We start from the raw sequence: 14,579 nt of genomic DNA, 5'->3' as shown, positions 1-14,579 counted from the left end.
CCAAGGACCCGAAGACCCGCCCACCGACACAGCCAGCCGGCAACCTCCGCATGCCCACATCACCAAACCAGCAGCCACACAACAGAATCAGTAATCAGCGCAACGCTGGTGAAAGACTGAGGCTAACCGCGCCGCCGACCGTGCTGGCTGTCTGGAAAAACGTACGGTCGCGGAAGTCGAGGCTGAGTGTGTGGAAAGTCCAGGCGCGGGTGGTGGTGCTGAGTGTGTGGAAAGTTCAGTCGAGTGTGCTGACCGCGTCGCGTGAGTCGACAGTCGTACAGCGCGCACTCGACGACGACTTTCCGCACAGTCAGCGGCGGTAGAACGCAACCAGCTACGAGGCAGCGGGGTACAGCAAAGCATCCGGCCATGTGATGTCGAAGCGTGACGCTCTCGGGTGTTCGACGTCGATCACCGGTAGCGGTTGGCCGACATCCGGAGATTCGACCCATGGGTCATCACTCGTCGAATGCTGTTGGAGCAGTTCGTCGATCCGGTGTAAGTGATTGGCGCGGAGTGTCTCCGGTGGGTCGGTGTTGCGTCGCCATCCATAGCGGCCGCGGTCGGGGCCGTCGGTGATCTTCTCGGTGCTCCACTGATGCGGTTCGGATCCGACGGCCCGGTTGTGGCGTCCGCAGGCGGGTGCCATGTGTGGCGAGTCGGTGTTTCCGCCGTCGGCCCAATCGGCTTCGGCGTGGTGCATTTCGGTGTGGGCGAACGGTGTCGTGCAGTTGTCTTTGCTGCAGCCCTTGTACTGGGCGAAGGCCATCAACCTTTGCGCTTGCGACGCGAGGCGCCGGCCGCGACCAAAGAACAGCGGTTCGTTCGTGACATCGCTGAACACCGCGAGGTGGGGCTGGGCATCGGCAGCGAGCTTGATCACATCGCTGATTGGCAAGTCAGAACCGGTGGCGGTGCGCGCGACACCGGCGTGCTCACGCAGCTGTGCGTCGGTGATGGACACGATGATCTGTGGCGGCAATCCACGATGCGACCCACCGAGCAGGCCACCGTTGACCGCAGCATCCAAGAGAGCCTTGAACGCGTCATGGTTCCGCTGACTCTGCGATCGATGGTCCCGATCGGCCGCCTGTTTCAGCAGTTCAGGATCGGCCTCTCCGTGATCACCCTTGGGTGACTGATCGTCGTCGGGATTGTTCATCCCCGGAGCCGCCCACTTGGCGAGCACCACATCGAACAGAGCACGCGTGATCGGATCGAGCGTCGCTGTCAGTGTCGACATCAACTGCGAGTCCTGGCACCCGAGGTTCAGTTTCCGATTCCTGGCGCGATCACGGTCGTCGGTCAGTTGCCCGTCGGGATCGAGGTGGGCGAGGATCCGCACGCCGGCGGCGGTGATCTCTTTCGGCGTCAAGGTCGTCGCGAACTCGGCGAGAGTCTGTTCGGCGAACGCCCGGTGTTCGGCATCCACCGCTGACGGGATCTTCTTCATTACGTCGAGAACCGCGTGCACGTGATCGGGTCCGATGGTTCCGGCCGCCAACTCGCGGGCGCTGTTCGGGCACACCGGCGGCAGTTTCTCACCGGTCATCGCGTGCATGGGTTCCAGCGCATGGACCGCCTGTAACCGTTTCTTTGGCTGGGTGATCCGCAGTTTCGCCTGGAGGAACTCGGTGACGGTCACGCATCCCACGGTCCGGTGGGCATCGCGGTCGGAGACCTCGAGAATCCGCTGATTGCCGATGGATTCCATTCGGCGGATGGCGTGTTCGTGGCGGATCGCCAGCTCGGCGACGGTCTCGTCGTCGCACGCTGTGGAGTCGGATGCAGCGATCTTGTTCAAGATCTGTTCCAGGGCAGCGTAATCCGCTACGAGATCGTTCACGAAGACGCTCCTCCCCAGGTTTGACTGTACGTCTATTCTAGCACACGTGTTCGAATGGTGGGAGGTTGATTTCAGTGAATGTTATTGCACGTGAGCGCATTTCGGGTGCGGGGTTGAGTCTACTGCCGCTGACGGTGCGGAAGCCGGACGCCGAGTGTGCGTTGATTCGTCGTCGGCTCGCGTCACGCTGTCAGCACACTCGACGCCCGTTTCCACACAGTCAGCAACCGCGGGTCACGCACTCGACGGGCGTTTTCCACACAGTCAGCATCTCTGATGCACGTCGTGTAGTCAGTACCTACTGGCGCCTTCTGCAGCGTCGGGGGTGGGGAGGGTGAGACCATGGGGGCGTGGACCTCCCCGTCATGCCACCTGTCGCGCCGATGCTCGCCAAGGCGGTCACCGCCGTGCCCGCCCAGCCCGACGACGACATCGCGTGGTCACACGAACCCAAGTGGGACGGGTTCCGGGCACTGATCTTCCGCGACGGCGACGAGGTGGTCATGGGCTCACGCAGCGGGAAGGATCTCGCGCGCTACTTTCCCGAACTCGTCGAGGCGGCTCGCACCGAACTCCCGAATCGGGTCGTCGTCGACGGTGAGATCGGCGTGCAGGCCGAGATCGGCGGCGTCCGCCGGCTCGACTGGGACTCGCTCAGTCAACGGATCCACCCCGCCGACTCGCGGGTACAGATGCTCGCCGACACCACCCCGGCCATGTTCATCGGGTTCGACGCCCTCGCCCTCGGCGACCGCGACCTCACCGGCGAACCCTTCCGGGTGCGGCGCGAGGCGCTGACCGAGGCGATACCGGGCGCGGGTCTCCTCCGGGTGAGCCGAGTGACCACCGATTCGCAGACCGCGATCGACTGGTTCAGTGCCTTCGAGGGCGCCGGACTCGACGGGGTCGTCAGCAAACGCATCGAGGGTGCCTACGTCGGCGGCAAGCGAGAGATGCTGAAGGTCAAGCACAAACGCACCGCCGACTGCGTGGTCATCGGCTACCGGGTACACAAGAGCGGCACCGGCGTCGGATCGATGTTGCTCGGGCTCTACCAGGACGGGCAGCTGCGCAGCGTCGGCGGATCGAGTGCGTTCACCGACGCCAAACGCGTCGAACTGCAGGAGCAGTTCGAGCCCATGCGGCTCGACCCCGACCACACCGCGCGGGGCGAGCCGAACCGCTGGAACTCCGCAGGCACCGGCGAGTGGATCCCGATCCGTCCCGAGCTGGTGGTTGAGGTCGGCTACGACCAGATGGAGAAGGAGCGGTTCCGGCACACCGTGAAGTTCCAGCGGTGGCGCCCCGACCGCGACCCCGAGAGCTGCGGGTACGACCAGCTCGAGGTCCCGCTCACCTACGACCTGCACGATGTGCTGGAAGGGTCCGACTGATGGCGAAGACACCAGCGGCGATGGTGGCCGTCGGCGACCGCGAGGTGCGCGTCTCGAGCCCCGACCGCGTCGTCTACGAGGCGACCGATCGAACGCCCGACATCACCAAACTCGAGGTGTGCGAGTACTTCGCTACGGTCGGTGACGCCCTCATGGCCGCGATCGGCGAACGACCGACCGCCATGGAACGGTGGCCCGACGGGTGGCGCGAGGGCATGCGCCTGGCCACCGGACCGCAGGATCGCGAGGGCGACGGTTTCTATCAGAAGCGACTTCCCAAGGGCGCGCCCGATTTCGTCGACACCGTGTCGATCGCGTTCCCGAGCGGACGCAAGGCCGACGAGCTCTGCCCCACCGAGCCCGCGTCGTTGGTGTGGGCGGCCCAGATGGGCGCCCTGACCTTTCACCCCTGGCCGGTGCGCCGCCCCGACGTGGACCATCCCGACGAACTCCGCATCGATCTCGATCCGCAGCCCGGCACGTCGTTCTCCGACGCCCAACGCGTCGCCGATGTGCTGAGGGAGCTGCTGGCCGAACACGGTCTGCGGGGCTTCCCCAAGACCAGCGGTAACCGGGGCGTCCACATCTACGTACGCATCGAGCCGCGGTGGACCTTCGACGAGGTACGCCACGCGGCGATCGGACTGGGCCGCGAACTCGAGCGCCGCGACGACGGTGTGACGACCGCATGGTGGAAGGAGGAACGCGGCACCCGCCTGTTCCTCGACTACAACCAGAACCTCCGCGATCGGACCATCGCCAGTGCGTGGAGCCTGCGGGCCCAACCCGGGGCGCCGGTGAGCACACCGGTCACTTGGGAGCGGCTCGCCGAGGTCACCGACCCGAGGGACTTCAATCTCACGACCGTCCCCGACTACCTGGCCGACGGCGATCCGTGGTCGGAGATCGATTCCCAGGCGTACTCGATCGAGCCCCTGCTCGAACTGTGGGAGACGTTGCCCGGCGGCGAACTCAATTTCCCGCCGGACTACCCCAAGCAGAAGGGCGAGCCCCCGCGGGTGCAGCCGAGCAAGAAGGTGGAGTCGCACTGGGACTCCGACGGCAACAGGCTGGAGTGACGCCGCGATCACTCCGGAGCGAAGAACCTCGCGATGGCGTTGTCCCACATGATGTCCCGCTTCCGGTCGCAATGCGTCCGGATCCAGTTCTGCAACGCCAGCAGCGTCGCGATCACCAGGCCGATGAGCACGATCACCACGGCGACCGCCGTCACGCCGGCGTCGGCGCGCAACGGCATCGGGGGCGTGGGGCGACCGTCCTGATCGACGGTGAGCAGCAATGAGCTGCCGGCGGCGGTGCCGGGCGGGACTGTGATGACACCGGATTTCGCGGCGCCCTTGTAGGTCCAGTGCGCGGGCACCTTGTTCGACTCGTCGGATCCGATGGTCGAGGTGATCGGGGTGACCGCCGCTGAACTGAGGTCGGTCGTCGCACTCACGGTGTCGATGCGCTTCTGCGGCGGGTCGTCCTGGTGCGAACTCCAGATGAGGATGCCGGGCACGATCGCCAGCGGCAGCAGGATCATGCCGACGAGGACCAGCAGCCGGTGCATCCTGCGTTCGGTGATGTCGATCTCGCGCTCGAGCGGGTTCGCGCCACGGTGGTGCCGGGCGTTCGCGCGGCGCATCGCACGCCGGGCGTCGGATCGCCGCTCACCGGACATCGGCCGCTCCTGGGTCGGGGTCGTGCGTTCGTGGGGGTTCACGCCTGTGGTCGCCGGATGATCCGGGCGGCCACAACCGCAGTTGCCGTTCACAGCATATTCGACGCGGTGGTCCCCGCGGATGTGGTCGGTTCAGCCCGGGTGAAAACCGCCCCGACCGATCCGGTGCCGCTGTGCAGCGTCGTCTCGATGCATGTCGCGGCGCGATCGGCCGATCCCTGTGCCGGTGCGATGGCCGCGATCCGCTGAGCCCGGTCACCGCACCCGAGGGCGGTCGACACCGCATCGCGGAGAGATCGAGCCGTCATGCTGCGTGGGTCGATGCGGATCCCCGAACCGGCCGCGTCCACCCGTGCGGCGACATCGCGCTGATCGCGTCCGAACGGCGCGATCACCATCGGGATGCCGCGGGCCAATGCCTTCTGCGTGATGCCCATCCCGCCGTGACTGATCACCACCGATGCCCGGTCGAGTACCTGTTCGTGGGGCAGGAAACGCACCACGGTGGCGTCGGGTCCGGCGACGAACTGATCGGGGTCGAGCGCGCCGGTGGTGACGACCGCATGCATCCCGGTCCCGGCGAGGGCCTCGAGCGCGGTGGTGGCCAGCGTCTGGTCGGCCTGCAGCTCGGTGGAGCACGTCACCAGGGCGATCGGGCCGTCGATCGCGTCGATGCGGGGGTCGCGGTCGCCGGGCGGGGCCCACAGCGATGGTCCGACCATCGTCACGGTGGGAGGCCAGTCGACGCGAGGGCGCTCGAGGGGCGCGCCGCACAGGCTCAGGACCAGAGGCGCTCGACGGATGACCCCGTCGCAGTGTCTGAGCTCGGGGAGGCTGAACCCGCGTCGTGCGCGGTTGAACTTCCGTCGGAAGGTGAGATCCCAGATGCTCTGCGCCGCACGGGCGATGACCGCGTCCCGCAGGTGCGGTAGTCGTCCGTCGCGAGGCGTGAGCCCCAACCCGATCGGCGGCCCGTCGGTGGTGAACAGCGGTAGGAAGGTCGCGCTCCAGATGGCCCACGGAAGGCCCGACGCCTCGGCCGCGCACTGGGCGCCGGTGGCCACCACGTCGGTGAGGATCATGTCGGGGCGATGGTCGGCCACAGCGGCGGTGAGGTGGCTGAACTCGGCGTCGATCCGCGACAGCAGTCGGTCGGTCAGCGAGTTGGGTGTCCGCGTGTCGTCGCCCCGCCAGTCGCCCGGTAGCGCCTCGTCGATCTCGGGCGGCAGCGGCGAGGCCGACAGTCCCAGGCCGCGCAGCATCGGCACCTCGTCGGCGATGGTGATCATGTGGATGTCGTGCCCGCGGTCGCGGAGCTCCAGAAGCGTCTCGACGATCGGGTACATCACGCCGCGTGCGGGCGAGGTCATGACCAGGATGCGGGGCAAGGTGTGTCCTCCGGTCGGCGGGGATGGTCAGCGTGTGCAGGCCAGTGAGCGCGCCGCGGCGTTGCGAACGGACACGGCGAGAACAGGATCGGCGAGAACCGGAGGGTCGGCGCCGACGAAGGCACGGCAGTAGGTGCCGCTGCCCGCGACGAACTCCAGGAACGCCAACCCGATACGGGTCAGCGGGTAGTCGGCCACCGGATCGACCGCGGCGAGGTGGGGAGCTCCGCGCGCCACGGTGAACCACGTCGGCGCGGTCAGGCGATCGACGATGACGGGGCGCAGCAGGTTCGGCGACGCGGTGCGGTCGTCGGTGCCGGTGGTGATCAGCGTCGGTGTGCGCGATGGTCCGGGCAGGGTGTAGATGTCGGGCGCCATCGCGAGGACCCCGACCACCCGGACGCCGGGCGGGACGGTGAGAGGGAGGCGATCGGTTACGACCTGCGGAGGGGGAGACGCGATGAGGCTCGCGGACTCGAGCGCCTTGGTGGCACCGGCGGAATGGCCGGCGAAGATGACCCGTGACGGGTCGATCCGGCCGTACAGCGGCGAGCGAGGGTCGTTGGCGGCGGCGAGCGCACGCCGGATGCCGGTGAACACGCTCTCGGGGGCGATCTCCCGGGCGTTGTAGGCCACCGCGACGACGAACCCGTGACTGGCCCAGTGGGTCACCATGCGGACGAAGTAACCGGGGTTGGCGCCGCTGCCGGCGACGAACACGACGAGTGGGCGGCGCCCGGGCGCACCGTCGGGTGCGTAGAAGTCGACACCGTTGTCGGGCCCCGAGCCGATCGGTGCGGCGGAGGTACACAGCAGAGGCGAACGCGCTCCCTGCTCGCGGACGCTGCGGATCTGCTCGGGGGCACCGGGACCTCGGCAGGGCGTGACCGGTTCGGTCGACGTGACCCGGAAGGGCCCGGGTTCGGACAGATCAGGGGTGGCGCCGACCGAGGATGGGCGGACCACGGGCTGCGCCGTGCTCACCCCCGGTGCGACGGTGGCCACCATGGCGACAGCGGCGAGCACCGCCAGTGCCGACGCAACGATTCTGATCACGCGAATCCCCGAGATTCTTTGATGAACTGAATAGCGACTTTCGCGAAAGGCTACGGTCGCTCGTCCGGTCGGGGTACTCGAGAGGTGGCGAAACGGCTGTCAGAAAAACCACACGTCGCCGACGCGCAGAAACGGCAGGCGCGTGTTACCGCGCCTGCCGTCTCTCACGTCGTGGATGGAGACCACTTCCAGCGCGCGAGGATCTCGTTCGACCGCTCGGCGAGAACCATCTGCCAGATGGGACCGAAGCTGACGCGTCCCACGCCGAGTCCGGCGAGTGTCGCCTTGTCGCTGTTGACCGGGTGGCCGATGGCGTTGACCGGCAGGGGCAGTTCGGAGGTCAGACGCTTCTGGACGTCGTCGCTGTGGAAGCCGACCGGGTACAGCACATCGGCGCCGGCCTCGGCAGCCAGTTTCAGGCGCGCGATCGCGCGGTCGACGCGGTCGGACTCGTCGCCGATCTCCTTCACGAAGAGGTCGGTGCGGGCGTTGACGACGACATGGACGTCGGTCGCATCCGACGCCGCACGCAGTGCGCCGACGAAGTCGGCGTGCTCCTGCGCCTCACGCAGGCGACCACCCTCGCTGTGCACGGTGTCCTCGATGTTGAGGCCCACGGCCCCGGCGTCGATGAGCCCCTCGATCAGGCGCTTCGGGTCCTCGCCGTAGCCCGATTCGATGTCGACCGAGATCGGCACGTCGACCGCGGCGGTGATCTGCTTGATGCGGGTCAGCACCTCGTCGAACGTGAGTCCCTCGTTGTCGGACTTGCCGATCGAGTCGGAGATGGGGTGGCTTCCCGCGGTCAGCGCGGTGAAGCCCGCGGCGACGGCGAGGTTCGCCGACCACGCGTCCCACACGGTCGGCAGGATCACCGGGTCGCCGGGCTTGTGCAGTTCGAGAAGGGTCGTGGCCTTGCTGCTGAGGTCATTCGTGCTGGGGTTCGTCATGCCAGCGTCAACGCCGTTGTCCCCCGTCTATTTCCGGTCGTCCCACGATGTGAGAACGACCGTTCTCCAGCCCTGGCGCGGGACCTACAAACCGAGGCTGCGGGCGATGAGCATCAGCTGCACCTCGGTGGTGCCCTCGCCGATCTCGAGGATCTTGCTGTCGCGGTAATGCCGGGCGACCGTGTACTCGTTCATGTAGCCGTAGCCGCCGTGTACCTGGGTGCCGTCGCGCGAGTTGTCCATCGCGGCCTCCGAGGCCACCATCTTCGCGATCGACGCCTGGGTCTTGAACGGCTTGCCCGCCAGCATCAACGCGGCGGCGTCGTAGTAGGCGGTGCGCGCCGCGTAAGCGCGGGCCTCCATGCGGGCGATGGTGAACGCGATCGACTGGTTGTCGCCGATGGGTCGGCCGAACGCCGACCGTTCCTTCGCGTACCGCACGCACTCGTCGACGCACCCCTGTGCGACCCCGACGGCCAACGCCGCGATGGCGATGCGGCCCTCGTCGAGGATGCGGAGGAAGTTGGCGTACCCGCGCCCCTGTTCGCCGAGCAAGTTCTCGCGAGGCACCCGCACGTCGTTGAAGGTGAGCGGGTGGGTGTCCGAGGCGTTCCACCCGACCTTGTCGTACGACGGGCCCGCGGCGAAGCCGGCCGATGACGTCGGAACGATGATCGACGAGATCTGCTTGTGGCCGTTGGCGTCGGCCCCGGTCACCGCGGCGACGGTCACGAGCTCGGTGATGTCGGTGCCGGAGTTGGTGATGAACTGCTTGGAGCCGTTGATGACCCACTCGTCGCCGTCGAGGACGGCGGTGGTCTTCGTCGCGCCGGCGTCACTGCCGCCGCCCGCCTCGGTGAGACCGAACGCGCCGAGCGCCTGCCCACTCGTCAAGCGCGGCAACCACTCCTGCTTCTGCTCCTCGGTCCCGAAGCTGTAGATCGGCATCGCGCCCAAGGAGACTCCGGCCTCCAGGGTGATGGCGACGCTCTGATCGACCTTGCCGAGTTCCTCGAGTGCGAGGCACAACGCGAAGTAGTCGCCGCCCATGCCTCCGTACTCCTCGGGGAACGGCAGCCCGAACAGGCCCATCTCCGCCATCCCCGCGACGACCTCGTACGGGAACGAGCGCTCCGCATCGTGCTTCGCCGACACCGGGGCAACCACCGACCGGGCGAAGTCGGCCACCGTCGCCTTGAGGTCGCGATAGTCCTCGGGCAGGTTCGCCGTCGAGATCGATTCCGAGCTGGTCATGGTCATGCTGTTTCCCCTGGTGTCGTTCCCGTGGATATCTCGGTGTCGGCGGATGTCCCGGTGTCGGTCGGGATAACGCGGGCGAGTAGTTCGCCGACGCCAACATGATCGCCGACCGCGGCTGACAGCTCGACCCGACCGTCGACCGGTGCGCTCAGCGTGTGTTCCATCTTCATGGCCTCGACGATGACGACCACCGTCCCCGCGGCGACCTCGTCACCGTCGGCGACGCCGACCGCGATGACCGACCCCGGCATGGGGCTCCGGAGGTCGGCGTCGGTTGCCGCGTCGGCGCCGGCGCTTCCCGTACCCGCCGGGATCTGCGACAGCGACCATGTGCCCCCGGTGCGATCCACCCAGATGTCGTTGCCCCGCTGAGCGACTCGATACCGTCGCCGGATGCCGTCGGTGGTGATCGCGACACCCTCGTCCGACACCGCGACCGACACGTGCAGCGCGGCGGCGTCGTCGAGGGAGACCCGCGCGTCGTCCGGTGTCCCTGTCACCGACACCACACGGATGTCGGGCCCGGCCTGCAGGCGGACGACGGTCGGCGCGTCGGGTCGTGAGGCCCGCCAGCCGGTGGGTCGTGACCACGGATCGGAGCCGGCGTCGCGCCAGCGTGCCGCCCATCCGGCGACGGCGGCGGCGATGACCGCGTCGTCCGGGACGACGGGAGCAACGATGGTCTCGACGAGTCGGTCGAGGAAGCCGGTGTCGAGGCGACCGGCGAGCACGTCGTCCTCGGCGAGAACGGTGCGCAGGAAGTCGATGTTGGTGCCCACACCGAGCACCCCGGTCCCGGCCAAGGCGGTGTCGAGCCGCGCGAGGGCGGAGGCGCGGTCGGGCCCGTGGGCGATCACCTTCGACAGCATCGGGTCGTAATGACTGCTGACCACGGTGCCGGTGACGAGGCCGGAATCGATGCGGATGCCGGTGCCCCGGGGCTCGACCAGATCGATCACCGTGCCGCCGGTCGGGATGAAGCCGCGCGCGGGGTCCTCGGCGTAGACGCGGGCCTCGATCGCGTGTCCGGTCATCGTCACGTCGTCCTGCGCGATGGCGAGCTTCTCGCCTCGAGCGACGCGGATCTGCCACTCCACCAGATCGATCCCGGTCACCAGTTCCGTCACCGGATGCTCGACCTGCAACCGTGTGTTCATCTCCATGAAGAAGAACTCGTCGGGTCGGTCGGCGGAGACGATGAACTCGACCGTCCCGGCGCCCCGATACCCGACGCTGCGCGCGGTGTCGCAGGCTGCGGCCCCGATACGTGCTCGGGTCGCCTCGTCGAGCAGGGGTGAGGGAGCCTCCTCGATCACCTTCTGGTGACGACGCTGCAGGCTGCATTCCCGCTCGCCGAGGTGGATGACCCCACCGTGGGCGTCGGCGAGCACCTGTACCTCGATGTGTCTCGGCGACAACACGAATCGCTCGAGGAACAGGGTGTCGTCGCCGAAGGACGAGGCGGCCTCGCGGCGGGCACCGGCGAGCGCGGCGGGAAGGGCCGACGGTTCGGTGACGACGCGCATCCCCTTGCCGCCGCCACCGGCCGACGGTTTGACGAGCACCGGGTATCCGATGTCGCGCGCGGCCTCGGTGAGGTCGTCGTCGGTGAGGCCGGGCCGGGCGACGCCGGGTACGACGGGGACGTCGTGGGCCGAGACGGTGTTCTTCGCGGTGATCTTGTCGCTCATCACGGTCATGGCCTCGGGCGTCGGACCGATGAAGACGATGCCGGCCGCTTCGCAGGCGGTCGCGAACGCGCTGTTCTCCGAGAGGAATCCGTACCCCGGGTGGATCGCGTCGGCGCCGGTGGCGATGGCCGCGGCGATCACCTTGTCGATGTCGAGGTAGCTCTCGCGGGCGGGGGCGGGACCGATGCCCACGGCATCGTCGGCGACCGTGACGTGCAGGGCGTCGGCGTCGGCGTCGCTGAACACGGCGATGGAGCGGATACCCATCGCGCGAAGCGATCGCATCACGCGCACGGCGATCTCGCCGCGGTTGGCGACGAGCACCGAGGAGATCGGGATCATGCTGTCTGTCATCAGATCACATCCGGAAGACGCCGTAGGAGACCGGTTCCAGGGGTGCGTTCGCACACGCCGCCAAGGCCAGTCCGAGGATGCCGCGGGTGTCGGCGGGGTCGATGATCCCGTCGTCCCACAACCGGGCGGTGGAGTAGTACGGGTTGCCCTGGTGCTCGTACTGCTCGCGAATCGGAGCCTTGAAAGCCTCGACCTCCTCGTCGGACCAGGGCTTTTCGGCGGCATCGAGTTGGTCACCGCGCACCGTCGACAGCACCGACGCTGCCTGCTCGCCACCCATCACCGAGATGCGCGCGTTCGGCCACATCCACAGGAAGCGTGGTGAATACGCCCGCCCGCACATCGAGTAGTTGCCCGCACCGTAGGACCCGCCGATGACGACGGTGAGCTTCGGCACGCGGGCGCAGGCGACGGCGGTGACCATCTTCGCGCCGTGCTTGGCGATACCGCCGGCCTCGTAGTCGCGTCCCACCATGAACCCGGAGATGTTCTGCAGGAACAGCAACGGGATGCTCCGCTTGTCGCACAGCTCGATGAAATGCGCGCCCTTCATGGCCGATTCGCCGAACAGGACACCGTTGTTCGCGACGATGCCCACGGGATGGCCCTCGATGTGGGCGAAGCCGGTGACGAGGGTGGTGCCGTAACCGGCCTTGAACTCGTCGAACTCGCCTGTCGTGGAATCGGTCCCGTCTGCTTCGTTGCCGACATCGACGAGACGCGAGATCATCTCGCGCACGTCGTAGGGGGTGCGCAGGTCGGTGGGGACGACGTCGTACAGGTCGTGCTGGTCGGTTGCGGCGGGGCGGGGTTCGCGCACCGGCCAGGGGGATTCGGTCCGTGGGCCGAGTGTGGAGACGATCCGTCGGACCCGGTGCAGCGCGTCGGCGTCGTCATCGGCAAGATGATCGGTCACCCCCGACACCGTCGAGTGCAGCACCCCGCCGCCGAGTTCCTCGGCCGTGACGACCTCGCCGGTCGCGGCCTTCACCAGCGGCGGGCCGCCGAGGAAGATCGTGCCCTGATCGCGGACGATCACACATTCGTCGCTCATGGCGGGCACATACGCACCGCCGGCGGTGCAGGAGCCGAGAACGGCTGCGATCTGGGCGATCCCGCGCGCACTCATGGTGGCCTGGTTGAAGAAGATGCGGCCGAAGTGCTCGCGGTCGGGGAACACCTCGTCCTGTTTCGGGAGGAAGGCGCCGCCGGAGTCGACGAGATAGATGCACGGGAGGTTGTTGTGCAGGGCCACCTCCTGTGCGCGGAGGTGCTTCTTCACGCTCATCGGGTAGTAGGTGCCGCCCTTGACGGTGGCGTCGTTGGCCACCACCACACACTCTCGGCCCGACACCCGGCCGATGCCGGTGATGACCCCGGCGCCGGGGCACTCGTCGTGGCCGGCGGCGTCGAGATAGATCCCGGTGCCGGCCAGGGCGGACAGCTCGAGGAAGGGGCTGCCGGGATCGAGCAGGGTGTCGACGCGACCGCGGGGGAGCAGCTTGCCGCGCGCGACGTGGCGTTCACGCGACGAGGCCGACCCGCCCAGCGCGGCAGTGGCCACGCGGTCGGACAGGTCGGCCACGAGGCTCTCGTGATCGGCCCGGTTACGCGCTCGATCGAACACCATGAGCAGACACTCCGGGGGCAACTGGGTTAATGACGACTAACTCAGTTCGGAGGGTACGGCGCAGTGACGACGGTGTCCAGTACGCAACCGGGTTTGATCGGGTCAGCGGTTACCGAGCGGGATCTCGCCGTTGCCCAGGTTCAGGCACCCCGAGAACGTCTGGAAGTCGCCCGCGAATCCGATCCCGCCCGTGCAGGTCGCACCCGAGCGGCCGGTGACCGTGACGGTGGCCCCGGGGCCGGCGATGCCGATGGCGAGACCGGGCTTGATGCCGGTCAGGTTCGTGACGGCGCCGGGTCCGCTCGCGATGGCCGCGGGGGCGGCGAAGTTCTGGGCCTGCGAAGTGGCCTTGCCACCGCCGAGACCGATGGCCAACGACAGCCCGTTGCGGCCTCCGTTCGCGTCGGCCGCGCCCGTGGTGTCGCCGATGGCGGCGGATGTCCCGGTCCCGGTCGAGGTCGCGGTGCAGTTCGGGGTGGTCGCCGTCTGGCCGGGCAGGGCCGGGCAGGCCAGCGGGGCGGCGGCGGCCGGTGCCGCGCCGAGAGCGATGCCCGCACCGGCGAGCAGGGTGAACGCGCCGAGAGCGCTGACACGGCGGATGGATGTGGTCGACATAAGTCCTCCTTTGATGGCGGTCCCACCGATGGTCACCACCCCCGGAAACGTGTAGGACGCGTTAAGGTGTCGATTCGGTCACGAGGCAGTCACGCCACGGTCTCGAGCCCCCTGGTCAAATCCGCGCCGCCCGAGAGGACGTCATTCGGAGGCGAGGTCGTATCCGCGCAGGGTGGTGGCGATCTGACTGCGTGCGCGATTGAGTCGCGATTTCACCGTCTGCACGCCGACGCCGGTGTGTTCGGCGATGTCGGCGTAGCTGAGGTCGCCGAACTCCCGCAGCACGATCGCGGTGCGGAAGTCATCGGGTAGCTCGGCGAGAGCCGACCGGAGCTGGTCCCGCTCGGCGACGTGCTCGTCGAAACGCGACGCGGGATCATCGGTGAGGACGACCGGCTGATCGGTGTCGGTGAAGTCGACGGTGTCGGTGCGCGGCTTGCGTCGACGCACCACGGCGAGTGCGCAATTCGCGGTGACCCGGTGCAGCCAGGTGGTGAACTTCGCCTCGCCGCGGAATCGATCGAGGTGTTGCCACGTCGAGATCAGCGTCTCCTGGAAAGCGTCGTCGGCGTCGTGGTTGTTGCCGGTGACGTTGAGGCACACCGCCCATACCCGGTTGCGGTGCAACGACATGAGTTCGCCGAACGCCTGCTGGTCGCCGCCGCGCGCACGCAACAGCAGCTCTGCCTCGGCCGCTCCCGAATCGGTCAT

At 68.0% G+C, this 14,579-nt stretch carries 13 protein-coding genes; 3 read left to right on the top strand and 10 right to left on the bottom strand.

The window, feature by feature from the left end; translation table 11 throughout:
• Positions 1-334: 334 nt before the first annotated feature.
• Entirely contained in the window at positions 335-1,714 is a 1,380-nt protein-coding gene (locus tag TU34_RS20475) for an HNH endonuclease signature motif containing protein (RefSeq protein ID WP_238981411.1), read from the bottom strand.
• On the opposite strand from TU34_RS20475, the gene TU34_RS24415 reads away from it, so the two are divergent.
• The 3 genes from TU34_RS24415 to TU34_RS20465 all read left to right on the top strand — a co-directional run bounded on the left by TU34_RS24415 (position 1,661) and on the right by TU34_RS20465 (position 4,319).
• On the top strand, positions 1,661-1,870 hold the full coding sequence (locus tag TU34_RS24415; protein ID WP_238981412.1) for a hypothetical protein: 210 nt from the start codon (positions 1,661-1,663) through the stop codon (positions 1,868-1,870). The two genes, TU34_RS20475 and TU34_RS24415, sit on opposite strands and share 54 nt — an antisense overlap.
• Positions 1,871-2,196: 326 nt before the next feature.
• Positions 2,197-3,240, top strand: coding sequence for an ATP-dependent DNA ligase (locus TU34_RS20470; protein WP_275041767.1), 1,044 nt, complete (start codon positions 2,197-2,199; stop codon positions 3,238-3,240).
• Positions 3,240-4,319, top strand: coding sequence for a DNA polymerase domain-containing protein (locus TU34_RS20465; protein WP_203225506.1), 1,080 nt, complete (start codon positions 3,240-3,242; stop codon positions 4,317-4,319). Before TU34_RS20470 ends, TU34_RS20465 begins: the two co-directional genes overlap by 1 nt.
• Positions 4,320-4,327: 8 nt before the next feature.
• Here TU34_RS20465 and TU34_RS20460 read toward each other — a convergent pair whose 3' ends face one another.
• The 9 genes from TU34_RS20460 to TU34_RS20420 all read right to left on the bottom strand — a co-directional run bounded on the left by TU34_RS20460 (position 4,328) and on the right by TU34_RS20420 (position 14,579).
• On the bottom strand, positions 4,328-4,924 hold the full coding sequence (locus TU34_RS20460) for an Rv1733c family protein (RefSeq protein ID WP_150116632.1): 597 nt from the start codon (positions 4,922-4,924) through the stop codon (positions 4,328-4,330).
• Positions 4,925-5,013: 89 nt separating this feature from the next.
• Positions 5,014-6,294, bottom strand: a complete 1,281-nt coding sequence (locus TU34_RS20455; protein ID WP_052689108.1) for a glycosyltransferase — start codon at positions 6,292-6,294, stop codon at positions 5,014-5,016.
• A 45-nt stretch (positions 6,295-6,339) separates the two neighbouring features.
• A complete protein-coding gene (locus TU34_RS20450) occupies positions 6,340-7,368 on the bottom strand; it encodes an alpha/beta hydrolase (protein ID WP_150116631.1) in 1,029 nt (342 codons plus the stop codon).
• 164 nt (positions 7,369-7,532) lie between these two features.
• Positions 7,533-8,318, bottom strand: coding sequence for an isocitrate lyase/PEP mutase family protein (locus TU34_RS20445; protein WP_045824720.1), 786 nt, complete (start codon positions 8,316-8,318; stop codon positions 7,533-7,535).
• A gap of 84 nt (positions 8,319-8,402) precedes the next feature.
• A complete protein-coding gene (locus tag TU34_RS20440) occupies positions 8,403-9,572 on the bottom strand; it encodes an acyl-CoA dehydrogenase family protein (RefSeq protein ID WP_045824773.1) in 1,170 nt (389 codons plus the stop codon).
• Positions 9,573-9,574: 2 nt separating this feature from the next.
• Positions 9,575-11,611 carry an acetyl/propionyl/methylcrotonyl-CoA carboxylase subunit alpha gene (locus TU34_RS20435; protein WP_045824772.1) on the bottom strand — a complete coding sequence of 679 codons (2,037 nt, stop codon included), beginning with the start codon at positions 11,609-11,611 and terminating at the stop codon, positions 9,575-9,577.
• A 16-nt stretch (positions 11,612-11,627) separates the two neighbouring features.
• A complete protein-coding gene (locus TU34_RS20430; RefSeq protein ID WP_045824719.1) occupies positions 11,628-13,253 on the bottom strand; it encodes a carboxyl transferase domain-containing protein in 1,626 nt (541 codons plus the stop codon).
• Between the two features lie 102 nt (positions 13,254-13,355).
• A complete protein-coding gene (locus TU34_RS20425) occupies positions 13,356-13,868 on the bottom strand; it encodes a DUF6764 family protein (protein WP_045824771.1) in 513 nt (170 codons plus the stop codon).
• Between the two features lie 141 nt (positions 13,869-14,009).
• The gene (locus tag TU34_RS20420) at positions 14,010-14,579 is read right to left on the bottom strand and encodes an RNA polymerase sigma factor (protein WP_045824718.1); all 570 of its coding nucleotides are present in this window, start codon (positions 14,577-14,579) and stop codon (positions 14,010-14,012) included.

It is taken from the genome of Williamsia herbipolensis, from assembly GCF_000964005.1.
Classification (GTDB): Bacteria; Actinomycetota; Actinomycetes; order Mycobacteriales; family Mycobacteriaceae; genus Williamsia_A; species Williamsia_A herbipolensis.
Note: the sequence above shows the minus strand (reverse complement) of the source record. Positions and strands in the feature narration are given on the sequence as shown.

Coding starts and splice junctions, on each gene's coding strand:
- TU34_RS20475 (WP_238981411.1), bottom strand. CDS start 1,714: ATGGAATCCATCGGCAATCAGCGGATTCTCGAGGTCTCCGACCGCGAT.
- TU34_RS20465 (WP_203225506.1), top strand. CDS start 3,240: ATGGCGAAGACACCAGCGGCGATGGTGGCCGTCGGCGACCGCGAGGTG.
- TU34_RS20460 (WP_150116632.1), bottom strand. CDS start 4,924: ATGTCCGGTGAGCGGCGATCCGACGCCCGGCGTGCGATGCGCCGCGCG.
- TU34_RS20455 (WP_052689108.1), bottom strand. CDS start 6,294: ATGACCTCGCCCGCACGCGGCGTGATGTACCCGATCGTCGAGACGCTT.
- TU34_RS20445 (WP_045824720.1), bottom strand. CDS start 8,318: ATGACGAACCCCAGCACGAATGACCTCAGCAGCAAGGCCACGACCCTT.
- TU34_RS20440 (WP_045824773.1), bottom strand. CDS start 9,572: ATGACCAGCTCGGAATCGATCTCGACGGCGAACCTGCCCGAGGACTAT.
- TU34_RS20435 (WP_045824772.1), bottom strand. CDS start 11,611: ATGATCCCGATCTCCTCGGTGCTCGTCGCCAACCGCGGCGAGATCGCC.
- TU34_RS20430 (WP_045824719.1), bottom strand. CDS start 13,253: ATGGTGTTCGATCGAGCGCGTAACCGGGCCGATCACGAGAGCCTCGTG.
- TU34_RS20425 (WP_045824771.1), bottom strand. CDS start 13,868: ATGTCGACCACATCCATCCGCCGTGTCAGCGCTCTCGGCGCGTTCACC.
- TU34_RS20420 (WP_045824718.1), bottom strand. CDS start 14,579: ATGACCGATTCGGGAGCGGCCGAGGCAGAGCTGCTGTTGCGTGCGCGC.